The sequence below is a fragment of the Paraburkholderia aspalathi genome (assembly GCF_900116445.1).
Classification (GTDB): domain Bacteria; phylum Pseudomonadota; class Gammaproteobacteria; order Burkholderiales; family Burkholderiaceae; genus Paraburkholderia; species Paraburkholderia aspalathi.
This window is the reverse complement of sequence record NZ_FPBH01000029.1, coordinates 35,463-51,200: the sequence shown is the minus strand read 5'-3', so window position 1 is coordinate 51,200 and position 15,738 is coordinate 35,463. Positions and strand designations below refer to the sequence as shown.

Here is a 15,738-nt window from a genome sequence, read left to right as displayed (position 1 = left end):
TGTGGATGGTGATGCTTTGACTAACTTCGCTTCGAACTCAATTGCATGAACTCATGCCTGCCTAGCCGTGACGAATGGCGATGGTTTTTAACACTGTGAAGCCATACAGCGCTTCGAAACCCTTTTCACGTCCATGGCCCGAATGCTTCACGCCGCCGAACGGCAATTCGACGCCGCCGCCCGCGCCATAGTTGTTGATGAACACCTGGCCGGAGCGCAGACGCCGCGCGAGGCGCATCTGCCGGGCGCCGTCGCGCGTCCAGATGCCCGCGACCAGGCCGTACTGCGTGCCGTTGGCGAGCGAGAGCGCTTCGTCTTCGTCGGCGAACGACATCGCGGCGAGGACGGGGCCGAACACTTCGTCGCGCGCGAGGCGGTGGCTTGCGGGCACGTCGCGCAGCAGGGTGGGCGCCTGATAGAAGCCGCTTTCGGGCGCTTCGGGGATGACTTCGCCGTGCGCCGCCATCGGGATGCCGTCGTGTTGTGCGTCGGAGAGGAAGTCCCACACGCGCTGTTGCTGCTTGGCATTGATCAGCGGACCGCAATCGAGATCGGCGTGCGACGGTCCGACCCGCAGCGCATGGAACGCGCCGCTCAGCCGATCGAGCAAGGGCTCGTAAATCGCCCGGTCGATCAGCACGCGGCTGCCTGCCGAGCAGGTTTGCCCGGCGTTCTGCACGATCGCCGATACGAGCACGGGCAGCGCTGCGTCGAGATCCGCATCGGCGAACACGATTTGAGGCGATTTACCGCCCAGTTCCAGCGTGACCGGCACGTGGTTCTCCGCGGCCATTTGCGTGACGAGCTTCCCAGTTTCGGGCGAGCCGGTGAATGAGATGTGATCGATGCCGGGATGACGCGCGAGCGCCGCGCCCGCTTCATGCCCGTAACCGGTGACGATATTCAGCGCGCCCGCCGGTAACCCCGCCTCGGCCGCCAGTTCGGCGACGCGCAAGACCGAGAGGCACGCGTCTTCCGCCGGTTTGACGACGCACGCATTGCCGGTGGCGAGCGCCGCGCCGACGCTGCGGCCGAAGATCTGCATCGGGTAGTTCCACGGCACGATGTGGCCGGTCACGCCATGCGGCTCGCGGATCGTCAGCACCGTGTAGCCGGCCTGATAGGGCAGCGTTTCGCCGTGCAGCTTGTCCGCCGCGCCGGCGTAAAACTCGAAATAGCGCGTGAGCGCAGCGGAATCGGCGCGCGCCTGTTTGAGCGGCTTGCCGGTGTCGCGGGCTTCGAGTTGGGCGAGTTCTTCCTGATGGGCGGCCACCAGCATCGACAGCCGGTACAGCACGCGGCCGCGTTCGGCGGCGCTCGCTGCGCCCCATGCGCCTTCGAAGGCGCGGCGGGCGGCATTGACGGCGGCGTCGATATCCGCCGCGGTGCCGCGGGCCAGCCGGGTGAACGGCTGGCCGTCCGAGGGATCGAGCACGGCGATCGTTTCGCCGCCTGATGCGACGGACCATTCGCCGCCGATGAAATGCCGGGCTTCTTCCATGCATGCTCCTTGAGGTGTCACCCAGCCATGATTCAAGCCGTGATTCAGGCCGAGGTCAGATACGCGGTGTTCACAAACGAGAGGCACAATCGAGCGACGCCAGACGATTATCGCGCCGATCCAACCAGAGGTGCCATCGGCCGATTGGCTATAATGGCGTATTCCGTACTGTCCGGCCGTAGCGCCTTGGGCTGGCGAGTTTCGCGCCGCTCGAGATCACGCGCCGCACGCCGTGTTCCGAATTCCATCTGATCAGAGAGCGCTCATGAGCTTCAATAACGTCCCCGCAGGCAAAGACCTTCCGCAAGATTTCAACGTCATCATCGAAATCCCGGCGCAAAGCGATCCGGTGAAGTACGAAGCTGACAAGGAAACGGGTCTGCTGCACGTCGACCGTTTCATCGGCACGGGCATGCGCTATCCGGCGAACTACGGCTACATTCCGCAAACGCTGTCGGGCGATGGCGATCCGGTCGACGTGCTGGTGATCACGCCGTTCCCGCTGCTGGCTGGCTCGGTGGTCCGCGCCCGCGCACTCGGCATGCTGCAAATGACTGACGAATCGGGCGTCGACGCCAAGCTGGTTGCCGTCGCGCACGACAAGGTCTGCCCGATGACCGCTGATCTCAAGTCGATCGACGACGTTCCGGCGTACCTGAAAGACCAGATCAAGCACTTCTTCGAGCAATACAAGGCGCTGGAAAAGGGCAAGTGGGTGAAGGTCGAGGGTTGGGCGGGCATCGAAGCCGCGCACAAGGAAATCACCGAAGGCGTGGCGAACTACAAGAAGTAAGCTGCGTTACACCGGTGCTTGATGAAAAAACCGCGTGAGCCTGCAAGGGCTACGCGGTTTTTTCATGGGCGGCGTTTTCAGAAATTCCGCGCCCGCCCAGCGTGTCCTGCAGTCAGCGCGCGTGTCTGGCCGGGCGTTGCGGCGTATAGACACAACGCATCCAATGGATGAACCGAATGCATTTTTATAGATCAGTGTTAACCCTTATCATTCGGCGGCCGCGGCAGGTTTTCCGCCGTCGGCGTATTAATGCGCTGAGGTAGCGCCCACGTGCGTTTTTTGGAAGCCCACCGTCCGGATGCTGAATCGCAAGTCCAACCCTTCGTCGTTGCGCTGGCCGAGCCGCCTGTATGCGAGCCTGTACGCGCTCGTCACCACGATCTACCGCAAACGGCCGATATGGATGGTGTCGTTTTCAACGAGCGAGGCCAATCTGTCGGAAGGGCTGAGAGCTGCTTGCGCATCCACCGCCATGCTGGTGCTCGGCAATCTGCTGCACGACCCGGTATTTGCATGGGCTGCGATCGGCGCTTTCTGGACCTGTCTCGCGGATGCAGCCGGCTCGAATCGAGCGCGCTTCGCCTCGATGATGGGCTTCGCGCTGCTGTCCACCGTGTGCGGCGGCGTGACCGCCTTCGCGTCAGGCGAGGGGACGGTGTTCGCGGCGCTCGCCATTCTGGTATTCACGACGCTCGGCGCGTTCGGCAGGATCTGGGGCGCCGCGACGTCGCAGGTGACGATTCTCGCGGCGACCGCCTGCGTGGTGATGGTCGACCGGCCGATGCACAACCTTCGCGAAGGGGTGGCGTTTCTCGGCGTCTATCTGGCCGGATGCCTGTTCGCCGTTGTGCTGAGCTTGACGGTCTGGCGCATTCATCCGTTCGGCACGAGCCGCGCTTCGCTGCGTGCGGTGTATCTGCGTCTGGCTGACATCGCCTTGGACAGCGCGCGCCTGCTCGAAGCGCGCGCAGCGCCTGGCGAGTGGGCCACGCATGCCGCGAAATTTCGCGCCGATGCACGCGCTGCGCTGGAGCGCTCGCGCAAGGCGCTGGCGAACGTGCCTGGCTCACGAACGGCCGGCCGGGAAGACTACGACAATCTGCTCGCGCTCCTGACCGAGAGTGAAGCGCTCTTTGCGTACCTGATTGCGGTCACCGGCGCCTGCGAAAAAACCCCGCAAGACGCACGTCGCACCAGACGCGCGGCGCGGTTGCTGATCGGGCTGGGCGAGGTTCTGCGAAGAATCGGCGTGGCCAGCAACGAAGCCCAATGGAACCGTCTCGCCGACCTGCAACTCCGTTTGCGACGCCTGGCGCGGCGACTCGAATCCGCGCTGATGGAACCTGTGACATTGAAGTTCGATTTCGAACTGGTCGATTTCGCGCCGACAGCTGCTCATCCGCTCGGGTGGCAGGACAGTGCCGCCAGACTGCTGACGCGGACGTGGTCGACCCTCAAGGCAAACTTTTCCGTTCAGTCGGTCGGCTTGCGCCACGCTGCCCGCGTCGGCGTCACGACCACGGCGGGTTTTCTGGTCATCCGGGCGCTCGGGCTGCCCTTCGGCTATTGGGCAACCATGGCGACGCTGCTGATTCTGCAACCGTCTATTGCTGCGACCTGGCCACGGAGTATCGAGCGCGCTGCCGGGAGCATCGTCGGCGGCCTGCTGGCGGCCGTGATCGGCTATGCGATTCATTCGCCTCTCGGCATTTCACTGGCGGTGTTTCCGCTGGTGGTGGCCACCATGGCGCTGCGTCCCGTCAGCTACAGCCTCTTCGTACTTTTCCTGACACCGACCTTCGTGCTCGTGACCGACTTCGCGACGCCCGGCGCCAGCGAATTCGCCTTCGCGTTGACGCGGCTCGGCAACAACGTGCTCGGTTGTGTATTGGCGCTGCTGGCGACGTTCTATCTGTGGCCGACGCGGGAAAAGGTCGACTATCGTGCCTATCTGAGCGACGCGGTGCGGGCCAATCTTGCGTATCTGAGGGCAGCATTGGAGTCGCCGGACCGAAGCGAGAAGGACATGGAACGCCTGCGCCGGGCCGCGGGTTTGGGCAGCAATAACGCCGAGGAGGCCATCGGCCGCATTCGCCTCGAAAAACTCGAGGACTCGATGGTCGACACGGTGACGCTGACGGTGCTGAGCGTGTTGCGAAAGATGGCGGGAACGGCGACGCAACTGCGCTTGAGTACGAACCGGCGCAGCATGCACGATGAACTCGGCGCGTGGATTGACACCACGAGTGCCGACATCGAGGCGGCTTTGAACCGGACGTTGCGGCCGATCCGGCACGACCTTCCTCCACGGGAGCGGTTGACGTCGCTGGAGGCGGACGCCGTGGGTGAAATCGCGCTGATGCATCGGCTGCTGACTGAGCGGATGCGTGAAGCGAGGGGTTAGGTGGAGGGCGGCTCGTCTGCGGCAACCGGCTCTGGCTCTGGCTCTGGCTCTGGTTCGGGCACGGGCAACACCGATTCGAGCGTACGCAGTCCCGCGCCTAGCGCACGCTTTTCGGCCGGCGGCAAACGCTTGACCCAATACTCGGCGCGCGAAGCGCTTGACCGGTCGGCCAACTCAAACGACACCAGCACCTGCACCGGTTTGCGCGAACGCGTATAGCGCGCGCCTTCACCGCTCACATGTTTGTCGAAGCGCGCCTGCACATCGGTGGCAATGCCGGTATAGACGCTGCCGTCCGAGCATTCGAGCAGATACAGAAACCACGCCATGGGTACGCTTCAACCTTTGAACGGATTGTGTTCGCGCAGCTCGTCCACATACGCGTGGATGCTGTTCTTTTCGTTGTCGAGGAAGTGGCCGACCGCATCGGCGAAGGCCGGATGCGCGAGCCAATGCGCTGAGCGCGTCACGGTCGGCAAAAAACCACGCGCCATTTTATGCTCGCCCTGGGCGCCGCCTTCGAACGCGCCGAGCTTTTCTTCGATGCAGAATTCGAGCGGCTGGTAGTAGGCGGTTTCGAAGTGCAGGCAGGGCACGTGTTCCAACGCGCCCCAGTAACGGCCATAGAGCGTGCCGCCGGTTTTCCCGTCGCGCTGATAGACCACGAGCGAGCTGGCGATCGGCTTGCCTTCGTATTCGGCGATCACCAGCAGCAGATTTTCCGGCATCGACGCGCCGATCATCCGGAAGAAATCGAGGTTCAGATACGGACTCGAAAAGTGCTCGCGGTAGGTTTGCCGATAACACTTGCTGAAGAATCGCCAGTCGGCGTCCTGGATATCTTCGCCGCGAATCCGGCGCATTGTCACGCCGGCTTCCTGAACCTTGCGACGCTCCGCGCGGATGTTCTTGCGCTTCTTCTGTTCGAGCGTGGAGAGGAAATCGTCGAAGTCGCGATAGCCGTCGTTCAGCCAGTGGAATTGCACGCCTTCGCGCTGCATCATGCCCATGTCGGTCAGCGCGCCTGCTTCTGTTTCGGTCGGAAACAGCACGTGCAGCGACGACACGTCGGCCTGCTCGGCGAACGCCATCAGCGTCGCGGCCAGATGCCTGAGCGCATGCGTATCCGCCGATAACAGCCGGTTGCCCTGCACCGGTGTGAACGGCACCGCGCACAGCAGCTTCGGATAATACGGCAGACCGTTGCGTTTGTACGCGTCGGCCCATGCCCAATCGAAGACATATTCGCCGTACGAGTGACCCTTCAGATACACGGGCGCCGCGGCCGCGAGCTTGTCCGTGCGCGGGTCGGTGAGCGTGACGAATTGCGGCGCCCAGCCGGTATCGGCGACCGCGCAACGGGTCGCGTGCAGTGCGCTCAAGAACTCGTGCCGCAGAAACGGCGTGGGCTGCGCTTGCTGGGCGAGGAGGGCATTCCATTCCGCGGCGTCCACCTCGGAGGGCGACGCCAGAATGCCCGTGCGATAATCAAAGCGTTCCTGGTTCAATCTGTGTGACTGTTCCCAATGAGCGACGCGCAGCATGTAGCGGTGCGTCGTTCGTTTATCCGATTTGTCCGTTGCCGTCGAGCTAACCAGCCGCGGTACTCGCAAGCCGTCTGGCTTGCCTGTCGATCCTGCCATGAAGACCCGAATCGCTCTTGCTCAAATCAATGTCACCGTCGGCGATTTCGCCGGCAACGTCGCGAAGATTGTCGCTGCCGCGCGCGCCGCGCACAACGATGGTGCGAAGCTGCTGATTGCGCCTGAACTCGCGCTCTCCGGCTATCCGCCCGAAGATTTGCTGCTGCGTCCCGCGTTCTACACCGCGAGTGCGGCGGCGCTCGCCGATCTGGCCGCGCAGCTGAAGCCCTTCGCCGGCTTGCATGTGATCGTCGGCCATCCGTTGCGGGATGTGACACACGCGGTGGCACACAGCGTGGCGCACGGCCATGGTAATGCAAACGCGCCGATCGAGCGCGGCGTCCCGCCGGTGGATACCTTCAACGCGGCCTCGCTGATCGTCGACGGGGAAGTGGTCGGCACCTATCGCAAGCAGGATTTGCCGAATACCGAGGTGTTCGACGAGAAGCGCTACTTCGCGTCCGACCCGAAGCCGTTCGTATTCGAACTGGACGGCGTGAAGTATGGCGTAGTGATTTGCGAGGACGCGTGGCATGCGTCGGCTGCGCAAATGGCGAAGGCGGCGGGCGCGCAAGTGCTGCTGATTCCGAACGGCTCGCCCTATCACCTGAACAAGGAAGCGGTACGCTTCGACATTCTGCGCGCGCGGATTCGCGAGACCGGCTTGCCCATGGTCTACGTGAACATGGTCGGCGCGCAGGACGAACTGGTGTTCGACGGCGGCTCATTCGTACTCGATGAAAAGGGCGATCTGGTCGCGAAGATGGCGCAATTCGAGGAAGGCAACACGATTGTCGAGTTCGACAGCGGCAAGCCGGTGCCCACGGCGATCGCGCCGGAGCGCTCGCTCGAAGCGCAGGTGTATGCCGCGCTCGTGATGGGCGTGCGCGACTACATCAACAAGAACGGCTTTCCGGGCGCGCTGATCGGACTGTCGGGCGGCGTGGATTCGGCGCTGGTGCTGGCCGTTGCGTGCGACGCGCTGGGCGCGGACCGTGTGCGGGCGGTGATGATGCCGTCGCGCTACACCGCCGACATTTCAACCACCGATGCCGCCGAGATGGCGCGCCGCGTCGGCGTGCGCTACGACGAAATCGCGATCGCGCCGATGTTCGACGCGTTCCGCGGCTCGCTCGCCGAGGAGTTCGCCGGCCGCGCCGAAGACGCCACCGAAGAAAACATTCAGGCGCGCATTCGCGGCACCTTGCTGATGGCGCTGTCGAACAAGTTCGGCTCGATCGTGCTGACCACCGGCAACAAGAGCGAGATGGCGGTGGGCTACTGCACGTTGTACGGCGACATGGCCGGCGGCTTTGCGGTGATCAAGGACATCGCCAAGACGCTGGTCTACAAGCTGTGTCACTACCGCAATCAGGCCACCACGTTCAGCAAGCAGGATGTGATTCCCGAGCGGATTCTGACGCGCGCGCCGTCGGCCGAGCTGCGCGACAACCAGACCGATCAGGACAGCTTGCCGCCGTACGAAGTGCTCGACGCGATCATGCGCATGTACATGGAGGAGGATCGCTCGCTCGCCGAAATCATCGCGGCGGGTTACGCGATCGACGATGTAAAGCGCGTCACGCGCCTCATCAAGATCAACGAATACAAACGCCGTCAGGCGCCGATCGGCATTCGCGTCACGCATCGCGCGTTCGGCCGCGACTGGCGTTATCCGATTACGTCGCGCTACACCGAGCCGGTGGAGTGAGTCTCAGGCGAAAGACTGCGGACTTACTGACTTACCCCATAGCAGACCAGAAGCACGCGCCGGATTGCCGCAACGCATCCGGCGCGGCGTAGAATAAAAATCATCCATTTCCCTTTCAACCTTCCAATCACGAGATGAGGTCCGCCATGAAGCGCATCACTGCAGTCATCAAACCGTTCAAACTCGACGAAGTGCGCGAGGCGCTTGCTGAAGTCGGCCTCACGGGGTTGACCGTGACGGAAGTCAAAGGCTTCGGTCGGCAAAAAGGCCACACCGAGCTCTATCGTGGTGCAGAGTACGTGGTCGACTTTCTGCCGAAAGTGAAGATCGAAGTGGTAGTCGCGGACAACCAGTGCGATCAGGTGATCGACGCGATCATCGGCGCGGCGCGCACCGGCAAGATCGGCGACGGCAAGATTTTCGTCGCGGACGTGGAGCGGGTGATCCGGATTCGCACGGGTGAGGAGAACGAAGCGGCGGTTTGAGCGGTTCGACTCGTACTGTTGAAACGCAGAGTTAAAGCGCCGGTATTGACATCCGCGGCACGCACGCACCGATCAGGTGCGCCGGGGCAGTGGCAAAACCGTGCGCGCAAATAAAAAACGGTGCGATACCCTTTCGGACATCGCACCGATACGCGCCTCTCGCAGCAGCGTGAAAAAGATTCTCTTGAAGAACTTCTGACTACACCCCGAAGGAAATCCCCTCGGGGCACACTGTTCGATTAGAACGAGTGTTGAATACCTGCGTACACGCCGGTCTGGCTATGACCCGGCAGCGGGTTGTCCGTTGAGGTCGCCGTGCCCGAGTTATTCGCATTCAGGCCGTAGTTAGCCGTCTTGCTGTTTTGCGTTGTTGCGATCTGCAGATCCAGCAGCGTGCGCTTGGACAGGTTGTACGAGCCGCCGATCGTGTAGATCGTCGCATTGCCTGCGCCATTGTTGCCGTTCACGTGATAGACCGCTGCGATCAGTGCTGCAGCCGGCGTTGCTTGCCACGTCACACCACCCCATTCGTGGTCGAGCGTGGTCGGCGTGCCCGGCAGAACACCCGTCGCACCCGCCGAACGGATAGCCTGGTAAGCGGCCTGAATCTTGAACTGGCCGAGGAACACGTTCACGAGAGCCGAGTATTCACGCGATGCCGCGAACACGCCAGTTCCGATGTTGGCCGTATTGACGCCAGTGGCGGTCGGGCCGTACAGGCTGCCGTTAGCCGGGTTGCGGATTTCGTCGTACAGGCCGCGAACCTGGAACAGCGAGTTCGTGTAGGTGACCTGTGCGCCTGCTTCGCGACCTTGAGCCGTCGTGCCGTTACCGTTCCAGCTCGTTGCGTTCGACAGAGCGTATTGACCGTAGAAGTCAAAGCCTGCGATCTTCGGCGACTGGTACGCGAAGTTGTTGCTCGATTGCGGCCAGTTGCGGCCACGCACCAGCGATGCCGACGACCAGTTCGATTGACCGAACGGGTCAAAGTCCCACACGCCGTTCGAGATATAGAGCATGCGGCCCATCGTGAACGTACCGTACTGGTCGTTCGACAAACCGACAGTTGCCCAACGATTGAAGAGACCGCCGCCGCCAGGGCCTGCACCCGTCATGGTGTTGAAGGAGCCTTCCAACTGGAACAGGACCTTGTTGCCGCCACCGATGTCCTCAACGCCCTTCAAACCCCACAGGCTCGTACCCCAGTCGCCGCTTTCCGCGCGCCAACGGTTCGTGCTGCCAGTTGCCTGGCCGTTTGCACCCGTGCCTTGCGGAACACCCGTCATGTATTCCAGGCCGGCGTCAAGGCGGCCGTACAGCGTTACGCTGCTTTGGGCGTGCGCAACTACACCGGCTGTCATCAACGCAGCGGCGAGCAAAGCTTTCTTCATCTTCTCCTCCATACCCTGTCAAAAAGTGAAACCCAGTACTGCGAATGGTGTTCGGACGCAAGCGCGCCGAACAGAAATCGGTACCAGGGAGATTAGCGGGTGGATTGGGTCTCCTGTCGTGACGGATAGCCTCAGCGGGCTATTCTTCGCGCCATGCCGATCCCTCGCCGACCGGTTCTCCTCTGTTGCTTTGAAGTGAAACTACTTTTAATGAACTTTGTTTTGCTACTTTGGTTACTAATTTATCAAAAATACCCTGGAGTGGGAGAAGAAATTAGTACCGGCTTGGGCCGGTGTCTCCAAATTGCAATACGAATGTGTGCAAGGAATCGTTGCGATATCCCCCAAAAGGCGGGAAACCCTTATGCCATAAGGGAATCACGGATTGGGACGGACCACGTCAAGGATTGCCACTATTGACGCTTCAAATGCGGCAGAGTAAGGCGAAAAGAGGGCGGTTCGAGGCAGGTTCGTGCACAGTTTCGAGGCCAGAATGGCCAGAATGCACAGGTGAGCGAAGTAAAAAAGGCGCTCGTAAGCGCCTTGTAATGCTACTTTGACTACAGCCCAAATACCAGGCTTTACGGCAGTCTTATTTGAGGCTGCCGGAGAGGAACTGCTTGAGCCGTTCGCTCTTCGTGTTCTTGAAGACTTCGTCCGGATGGCCTTCTTCTTCGACCCGGCCTTGATGCAGGAACATCACGTGATTCGACACGTTGCGCGCGAACGCCATTTCGTGCGTGACGACGATCATCGTGCGGCCTTCTTCGGCGAGCGTCTGCATGACCTTGAGCACTTCGCCGACCAGCTCGGGATCGAGCGCCGAAGTCGGTTCGTCGAACAGCATCACGTCAGGGTGCATGGCCAGCGCGCGAGCAATCGCGACGCGTTGCTGCTGACCGCCCGACAGATGCGACGGGTACTGTTTCTCGAGACGAGGTGCGAGGCCCACTTTCTCGAGATATTCACGCGCGCGCTCTTCGGCTTCTTTGCGCTTTAAGCCCAGCACGTTGACCGGCGCCTCAATGATGTTCTCGAGCACGTTCATATGCGCCCACAGATTGAAGTGCTGGAACACCATCGACAGCCTGGTGCGCACGCGCTGCAACTGCTTCGGATCGGATACGCGCAAAGCGCCGTTCTTCGCGATCTGCGTGCGGACTTCTTCGCCGTCGACGAAGATGCGTCCGGAGTTCGGCTGCTCGAGGAAGTTGATGCAGCGGAGCATCGTGCTCTTGCCCGAACCGGATGAGCCGATCACGCTGATCACGTCGCCGGCGTTGGCCTTCAGCGACACGCCCTTGAGGACTTCGTTGTCGCCGTACTGTTTGTGAAGCTCGTCGACGAAGAGCTTTTGCTTCTTGGTGTTCATCGGGGTCCTTGGCGGGCTTACTTGCTTGGGGGCGTAGTGCCCATCTTGTTTACTTGCCTTGCGGCCGCAGGTAAGCGAGCCAGCGGCGCTCGGCGCGGCGGAACAGCCACACGAGCGCAAAAGAAATCAACAGATAGAGCAGGGCGGCGATACCGAACGCGTTGAACGATTGGTACGTGGCCGAGTTCACGTCGCGGGCGATCTTGAGAATGTCCGGCACGGTCGCGGTGAACGCGACGGTGGTGGCGTGCAGCATCAGGATCACTTCATTGCTGTAGTACGGCAACGCGCGGCGCAGCGCCGACGGCAGAATCACTCGCCGGTACAGTGTGAACGACGACATGCCATACGCGCGCGCCGCTTCGATCTCGCCATACGGCGTGGCTTTGATCGCGCCCGCGAAAATCTCGGTGGTGTACGCGCAGGTGTTCAGCGTGAACGCGAGCAGCGTGCAATGCATGCCGTCGCGGAAGAACGCGTTGGTCAGCTCGTGGTTGCGGATGATTTCGAGGCTGTACAGGCCGGTGTAGCAGAGCAGCAGTTGCACGTAGAGCGGCGTGCCGCGGAAGACATACGTATACAGCCAGACCAGACCGGCGAGCCATTTCTTCTTCGACACGCGCGCGACCGAGAGCGGAATCGACAGGCAGAAGCCGAGTCCGATCGACACCACCAGCAGCCACAGCGTGATCACGACGCCGGTGAGGCGGTAGCCGTCGGTATACAGATAGTTGCGCCAGTATTCCTGAATGATCTCGATCATAGATCCGCCTTTCGCACGCCGGTCGAGTAACGCTTTTCGAGGTACATCAGCACGAAGTTGGACACTGTGGTGATGACGAGATAGATCGCCCCTGCGAACAGGGTGAAGAAGAAGAACCGCAGCGTGCCCTTGCCCGCATCCTGCGAGGCCTTGACGACATCGGCGAGACCGATGATCGACACCAGCGCCGTGGCTTTCACCATCACCTGCCAGTTGTTGCCGATGCCGGGCAGCGCGAAGCGCATCATCTGCGGGAACATGATCCGCGTGAACACCTGCCAGCCGGTCATGCCGTAGGCCGAGCCCGCTTCGAGCTGGCCGCGCGGCACCGCGAGGAACGCGCCGCGGAAAGTCTCGGTGAAGTACGCGCCGTAGATGAAGCCCAGCACCGCGACGCCGGCCACGAATGGGTCGATGTCGATCTGGTCCCAGCCGAGCAGGTCGGTCAGGTTATTCAGCCAGATCTGGATGCTGTAGAACAGCAGCAGCATCAGCACCAGGTCGGGCACGCCCCGCACGAGGGTCGTGTAGACGGTGCCGGCACCATAGGAGAAGCGGTTTTTCGACAGCTTCGCCGCTGCGCCGAGCAGGCCCAGCACGAAAGCGAACGCCAGCGACAACACCGCCAGTTTGACGGTTTGCCAGGTGCCGTTAAGAAGCAGCGGGCCGTAGCCTTGAAGGAACATATGGGGTCCTTGACGATGCGCTTGTGGCGCACCGCGAAAGACGCGGCCAGCTCTGCACCGCGTTTGCCGCGAGCCTGAGCTCGCCGTTTCCTGCGGCGCACAGCGCACCGCTGTGCAAATCATGACTGCATGGCCGTTGCCGGTCTTGCAGCGCGCTTTTCGATTCTTGTTGTGAATCGGGGTTGAAGCTGCTTCTGAAACTGCTTTTTGAAGCTATCAGCGACTGTATTACGAAGCCTCGGGAAAGCCCATGCGGGCGAGCCCCGAGTTCATGCTCCACTCAACGACCTGGATAGATATCGACGTCGAAGTACTGCTTTTCCAGCTTTTTGAACGTACCGTCCTCGCGCACTTGCGCCAACGCCTGGTTGAACATCGCTTTCAGCGCGACGTCATCCTTGCGCAGGCCGATGGCCGTGCCTTCGCCGATCGTCTTTGGGTCTTTCACTTCCGGGCCGGCCCACGCGAAGCCTTTGCCGCGCGGCGTCTTCAGGAACCCGGCGTCGGCTTGCAATTCATCCTGCAACGCTGCGTCAAGACGCCCCGATGCGATGTCGGCGTACACCTGATCCTGATTCTGATAGGACACGACGGTCACGCCTTTGGGCTCCCAGTACGCCTTGGCATAGGCTTCCTGAGTCGAACCCTGCTCGACGCCGACATGCTTGCCCTTCAGCGATTCAGCCGTGGGCAGCAGCGGCGAGCCGGCTTTGGCGATCATGCGGGCCGGCGCGTCGAATAGCGTGTCGGAGAAATCGATCTGTGCGCGGCGCTGGTCCGTGACGGTCAGCGATGACACGATCGCGTCGAACTTCTTGCCCTTCAACGCGGGGATGATCCCATCCAGGTCCTGCTCGACCCACACGCACTTGACGTTCATTCTTGCGCACAGCGCTTTCGTCAAATCGACGTCGAAGCCGACGACCTGGCCGCTGGCCGCCTTCGATTCGAATGGCGGGTAGCTGGCGTCCACCCCGATGCGCACGGTTTTCCACTCTTTCGCCATGGCGCCGGTGGCCATGACCGCAAGCGCCACGCACAGTGCGGCCTTCTTCATGTTTCTCCTGGATCAAACTGATCGTCGTGGTGTGCCGATCTCGACGACCGCCGGCTCGTGGCCGGCCGTCGCTATTCTAGGCGGTCAAAATTGTCGCGCCGCGTGCGAGTGTGGCTTCGGGGCCGCCCGGCGCGCCTTTGGCGCCCACGCGTCTTGAAAAGGGCGGTATTTTACCCGATCAGGGGCAGCGCGCCAGTGCGGGACGCCGGCGGCGGCCGGTGGGCGGCGGCATGCGTTGTGCATGCGCGACGGTGCTGGGCCGTGATTGCACGGATTTATGGAACGATCCAGTGCATCGTTGCCGATTGTTTAGTGCGCTTCGCGCCCATACATTCTGGGCATCGCTATTTACTCACCGGGAGATATCCATGATCGAGATTCGCCGTTCCGACGAACGTGGCCACGCCAATCACGGCTGGCTCGACTCGTATCACAGCTTCTCGTTTGCCGACTACCGCGACCCGCAGCACGTGCATTTCGGCCCGTTGCGGGTGATCAACGAAGACCGCATCGCCGGCGGCCAGGGCTTCGGCACGCACGGCCATCGGGATATGGAAATCGTCACCTATGTGCTCGAAGGCGCGCTCGCGCACCGCGACAGCATGGGCAACGGCTCGACCATCCGTCCCGGCGACGTGCAGCGCATGAGCGCCGGCACGGGCGTGCAGCACAGCGAGTTCAATGCGTCGCAGGACGAATCCGCGCACCTCCTGCAGATCTGGGTGATCCCGCAACGTGCGGGTGACCAGCCCGGCTACGAGGAAAAGCGCTTCGAGGACGCCGACAAGCGCGGGCGTCTGCGCGTGGTCGCCTCGCCCGACGGCCGCGACGGCTCAGTGACGATTCATGCGGATGCATCGATTTACGCGGCGTTGATCGATGGCGCGGAACAGGCCACGTTTGCGTTGCCGAAAGGCCGGCTGGCGTATGTGCACGTGGCGCGGGGCGCGCTGACGGTGAATGGCCAGGCGCTGCAGGCCGGCGACGCCGCCAAGCTCAGCGAGACCGATACGGTGACGCTCGAAAAGGGCGACAACGCCGAAGTGCTGCTGTTCGATCTGGGTCAGCTCAACGGGTAAGTGCGCGGGTAAGCGCCGATCACCGGACGTTCATTCATCGCCCGATGACTGTTGGTTGAGGGGGCTGGTTGCAAGCGCAACGAGTCCCGCCCCTTGAAGCGTGCGCCGCACACAAACAAAAACGCCACGGAAGTTTTTCCGTGGCGTTTTTGCATTCGGACGACGGCCGCGCGAGCCGTCTTCCACCTGCTTCGACCCGCTTACTGATTCGCAGCCGGCGCCGACGCTGCACCCTTATTATGGTGTTCCCAGCGGTCGCGCATCTTTTCGTGACGCGCTTCCATCTTCGCAAAACGCTGCTTCAGCGCCGTGCTGACGGTTGTCTTCTGCTGGTCGTTCAAGCCGTTATAGAACTTAAGCCATGCGTCCGAGGTTTGCTGACGCAGTTGCGCGTCTTTCTGCTCGACCTGCTGGTGCGCGGCAGCCATGGCGTTCAGATCCAGAATCGGCTGTTGCTGCGCGGCCTTCATCTGGTTCTTGATCTGTTCATGGTTGGCGCGCATGGCCTCATGGTTCTGTTTCATGGTGTCGAGCGCGGCTTGCCATTGCTTTTCCTGATCCGCGTTCAGCTTCAACTGGTCGTGCAGTTGCGTCAGTTCTTTCATGAAGTGGCCATGCCAGCCGCCGGGGCCGCCGTGATCGGCGGGTTGGGCGGCATAGGCAGCGCCCGCGCCGATGGCGAGGGCAGTGGCGGCAACGGCGAGAACGCGCGACATTTTTTTGGTGGACATGTAAGACTCCCTGTAATGGAATAGCCGACGATGCAACCGATAATGTGGACGGCCTGCATTCGGTAAGTCACAGCGTAGAGAACTGCGCCGAGCGCTGTGTTACGTGGCTTGATGCGGCTGTT

At 61.9% G+C, this 15,738-nt stretch carries 14 protein-coding genes; 5 read left to right on the top strand and 9 right to left on the bottom strand.

Features of this window, described 5'->3' with window-relative positions; all coding sequences use genetic code 11:
* Positions 1-61: 61 nt before the first annotated feature.
* Entirely contained in the window at positions 62-1,501 is a 1,440-nt protein-coding gene (locus tag BM438_RS33990; protein ID WP_093643864.1) for an aldehyde dehydrogenase family protein, read from the bottom strand.
* A 265-nt stretch (positions 1,502-1,766) separates the two neighbouring features.
* Between BM438_RS33990 and ppa the strand changes: the two genes are divergently transcribed.
* Both ppa and BM438_RS33980 read left to right on the top strand, forming a co-directional pair.
* Complete coding sequence (gene ppa, locus BM438_RS33985; protein ID WP_093643862.1) at positions 1,767-2,294, top strand: inorganic diphosphatase; 528 nt, start codon at positions 1,767-1,769, stop codon at positions 2,292-2,294.
* Positions 2,295-2,592: 298 nt separating this feature from the next.
* Positions 2,593-4,698: an FUSC family protein gene (locus BM438_RS33980; protein WP_093643859.1), complete on the top strand. Its 2,106-nt coding sequence runs from the start codon at positions 2,593-2,595 to the stop codon at positions 4,696-4,698.
* Here BM438_RS33980 and BM438_RS33975 read toward each other — a convergent pair.
* Positions 4,695-5,027, bottom strand: coding sequence for a GIY-YIG nuclease family protein (locus BM438_RS33975; protein WP_093643857.1), 333 nt, complete (start codon positions 5,025-5,027; stop codon positions 4,695-4,697). The genes BM438_RS33980 and BM438_RS33975 overlap by 4 nt on opposite strands.
* Positions 5,028-5,036: 9 nt before the next feature.
* Complete coding sequence (locus BM438_RS33970; protein ID WP_093643985.1) at positions 5,037-6,206, bottom strand: GNAT family N-acetyltransferase; 1,170 nt, start codon at positions 6,204-6,206, stop codon at positions 5,037-5,039.
* A 133-nt stretch (positions 6,207-6,339) separates the two neighbouring features.
* On the opposite strand from BM438_RS33970, the gene BM438_RS33965 reads away from it, so the two are divergent.
* Both BM438_RS33965 and glnK read left to right on the top strand, forming a co-directional pair.
* The gene (locus BM438_RS33965) at positions 6,340-8,052 is read left to right on the top strand and encodes an NAD+ synthase (RefSeq protein WP_093643855.1); all 1,713 of its coding nucleotides are present in this window, start codon (positions 6,340-6,342) and stop codon (positions 8,050-8,052) included.
* Between the two features lie 146 nt (positions 8,053-8,198).
* Positions 8,199-8,537, top strand: a complete 339-nt coding sequence (gene glnK / locus BM438_RS33960) for a P-II family nitrogen regulator (RefSeq protein ID WP_006048444.1) — start codon at positions 8,199-8,201, stop codon at positions 8,535-8,537.
* 239 nt (positions 8,538-8,776) lie between these two features.
* Here the strand turns inward: glnK and BM438_RS33955 are convergent, their stop codons facing one another.
* From BM438_RS33955 to BM438_RS33935, 5 genes are all read right to left on the bottom strand, one after another.
* A complete protein-coding gene (locus BM438_RS33955; protein ID WP_093643852.1) occupies positions 8,777-9,928 on the bottom strand; it encodes a porin in 1,152 nt (383 codons plus the stop codon).
* A 592-nt stretch (positions 9,929-10,520) separates the two neighbouring features.
* Positions 10,521-11,300, bottom strand: coding sequence for an ABC transporter ATP-binding protein (locus BM438_RS33950; protein WP_093643850.1), 780 nt, complete (start codon positions 11,298-11,300; stop codon positions 10,521-10,523).
* A gap of 49 nt (positions 11,301-11,349) precedes the next feature.
* Complete coding sequence (locus tag BM438_RS33945; protein ID WP_054035061.1) at positions 11,350-12,063, bottom strand: ABC transporter permease; 714 nt, start codon at positions 12,061-12,063, stop codon at positions 11,350-11,352.
* The gene (locus tag BM438_RS33940; RefSeq protein WP_093643848.1) at positions 12,060-12,749 is read right to left on the bottom strand and encodes an ABC transporter permease; all 690 of its coding nucleotides are present in this window, start codon (positions 12,747-12,749) and stop codon (positions 12,060-12,062) included. The genes BM438_RS33945 and BM438_RS33940 overlap by 4 nt, the downstream gene beginning before the upstream one ends.
* 280 nt (positions 12,750-13,029) lie before the next feature.
* Positions 13,030-13,806, bottom strand: coding sequence for an ABC transporter substrate-binding protein (locus tag BM438_RS33935; protein WP_093643846.1), 777 nt, complete (start codon positions 13,804-13,806; stop codon positions 13,030-13,032).
* A 368-nt stretch (positions 13,807-14,174) separates the two neighbouring features.
* Here BM438_RS33935 and BM438_RS33930 point away from each other — a divergent pair, with 368 nt between their 5' ends.
* Positions 14,175-14,885 (top strand): pirin family protein, encoded by a 711-nt coding sequence (locus BM438_RS33930; protein WP_093643843.1) that lies wholly within the window; start codon positions 14,175-14,177, stop codon positions 14,883-14,885.
* Positions 14,886-15,085: 200 nt separating this feature from the next.
* Here BM438_RS33930 and BM438_RS33925 read toward each other — a convergent pair whose 3' ends face one another.
* The gene (locus tag BM438_RS33925) at positions 15,086-15,616 is read right to left on the bottom strand and encodes a Spy/CpxP family protein refolding chaperone (protein ID WP_054035059.1); all 531 of its coding nucleotides are present in this window, start codon (positions 15,614-15,616) and stop codon (positions 15,086-15,088) included.
* Positions 15,617-15,738 lie beyond the last annotated feature (122 nt).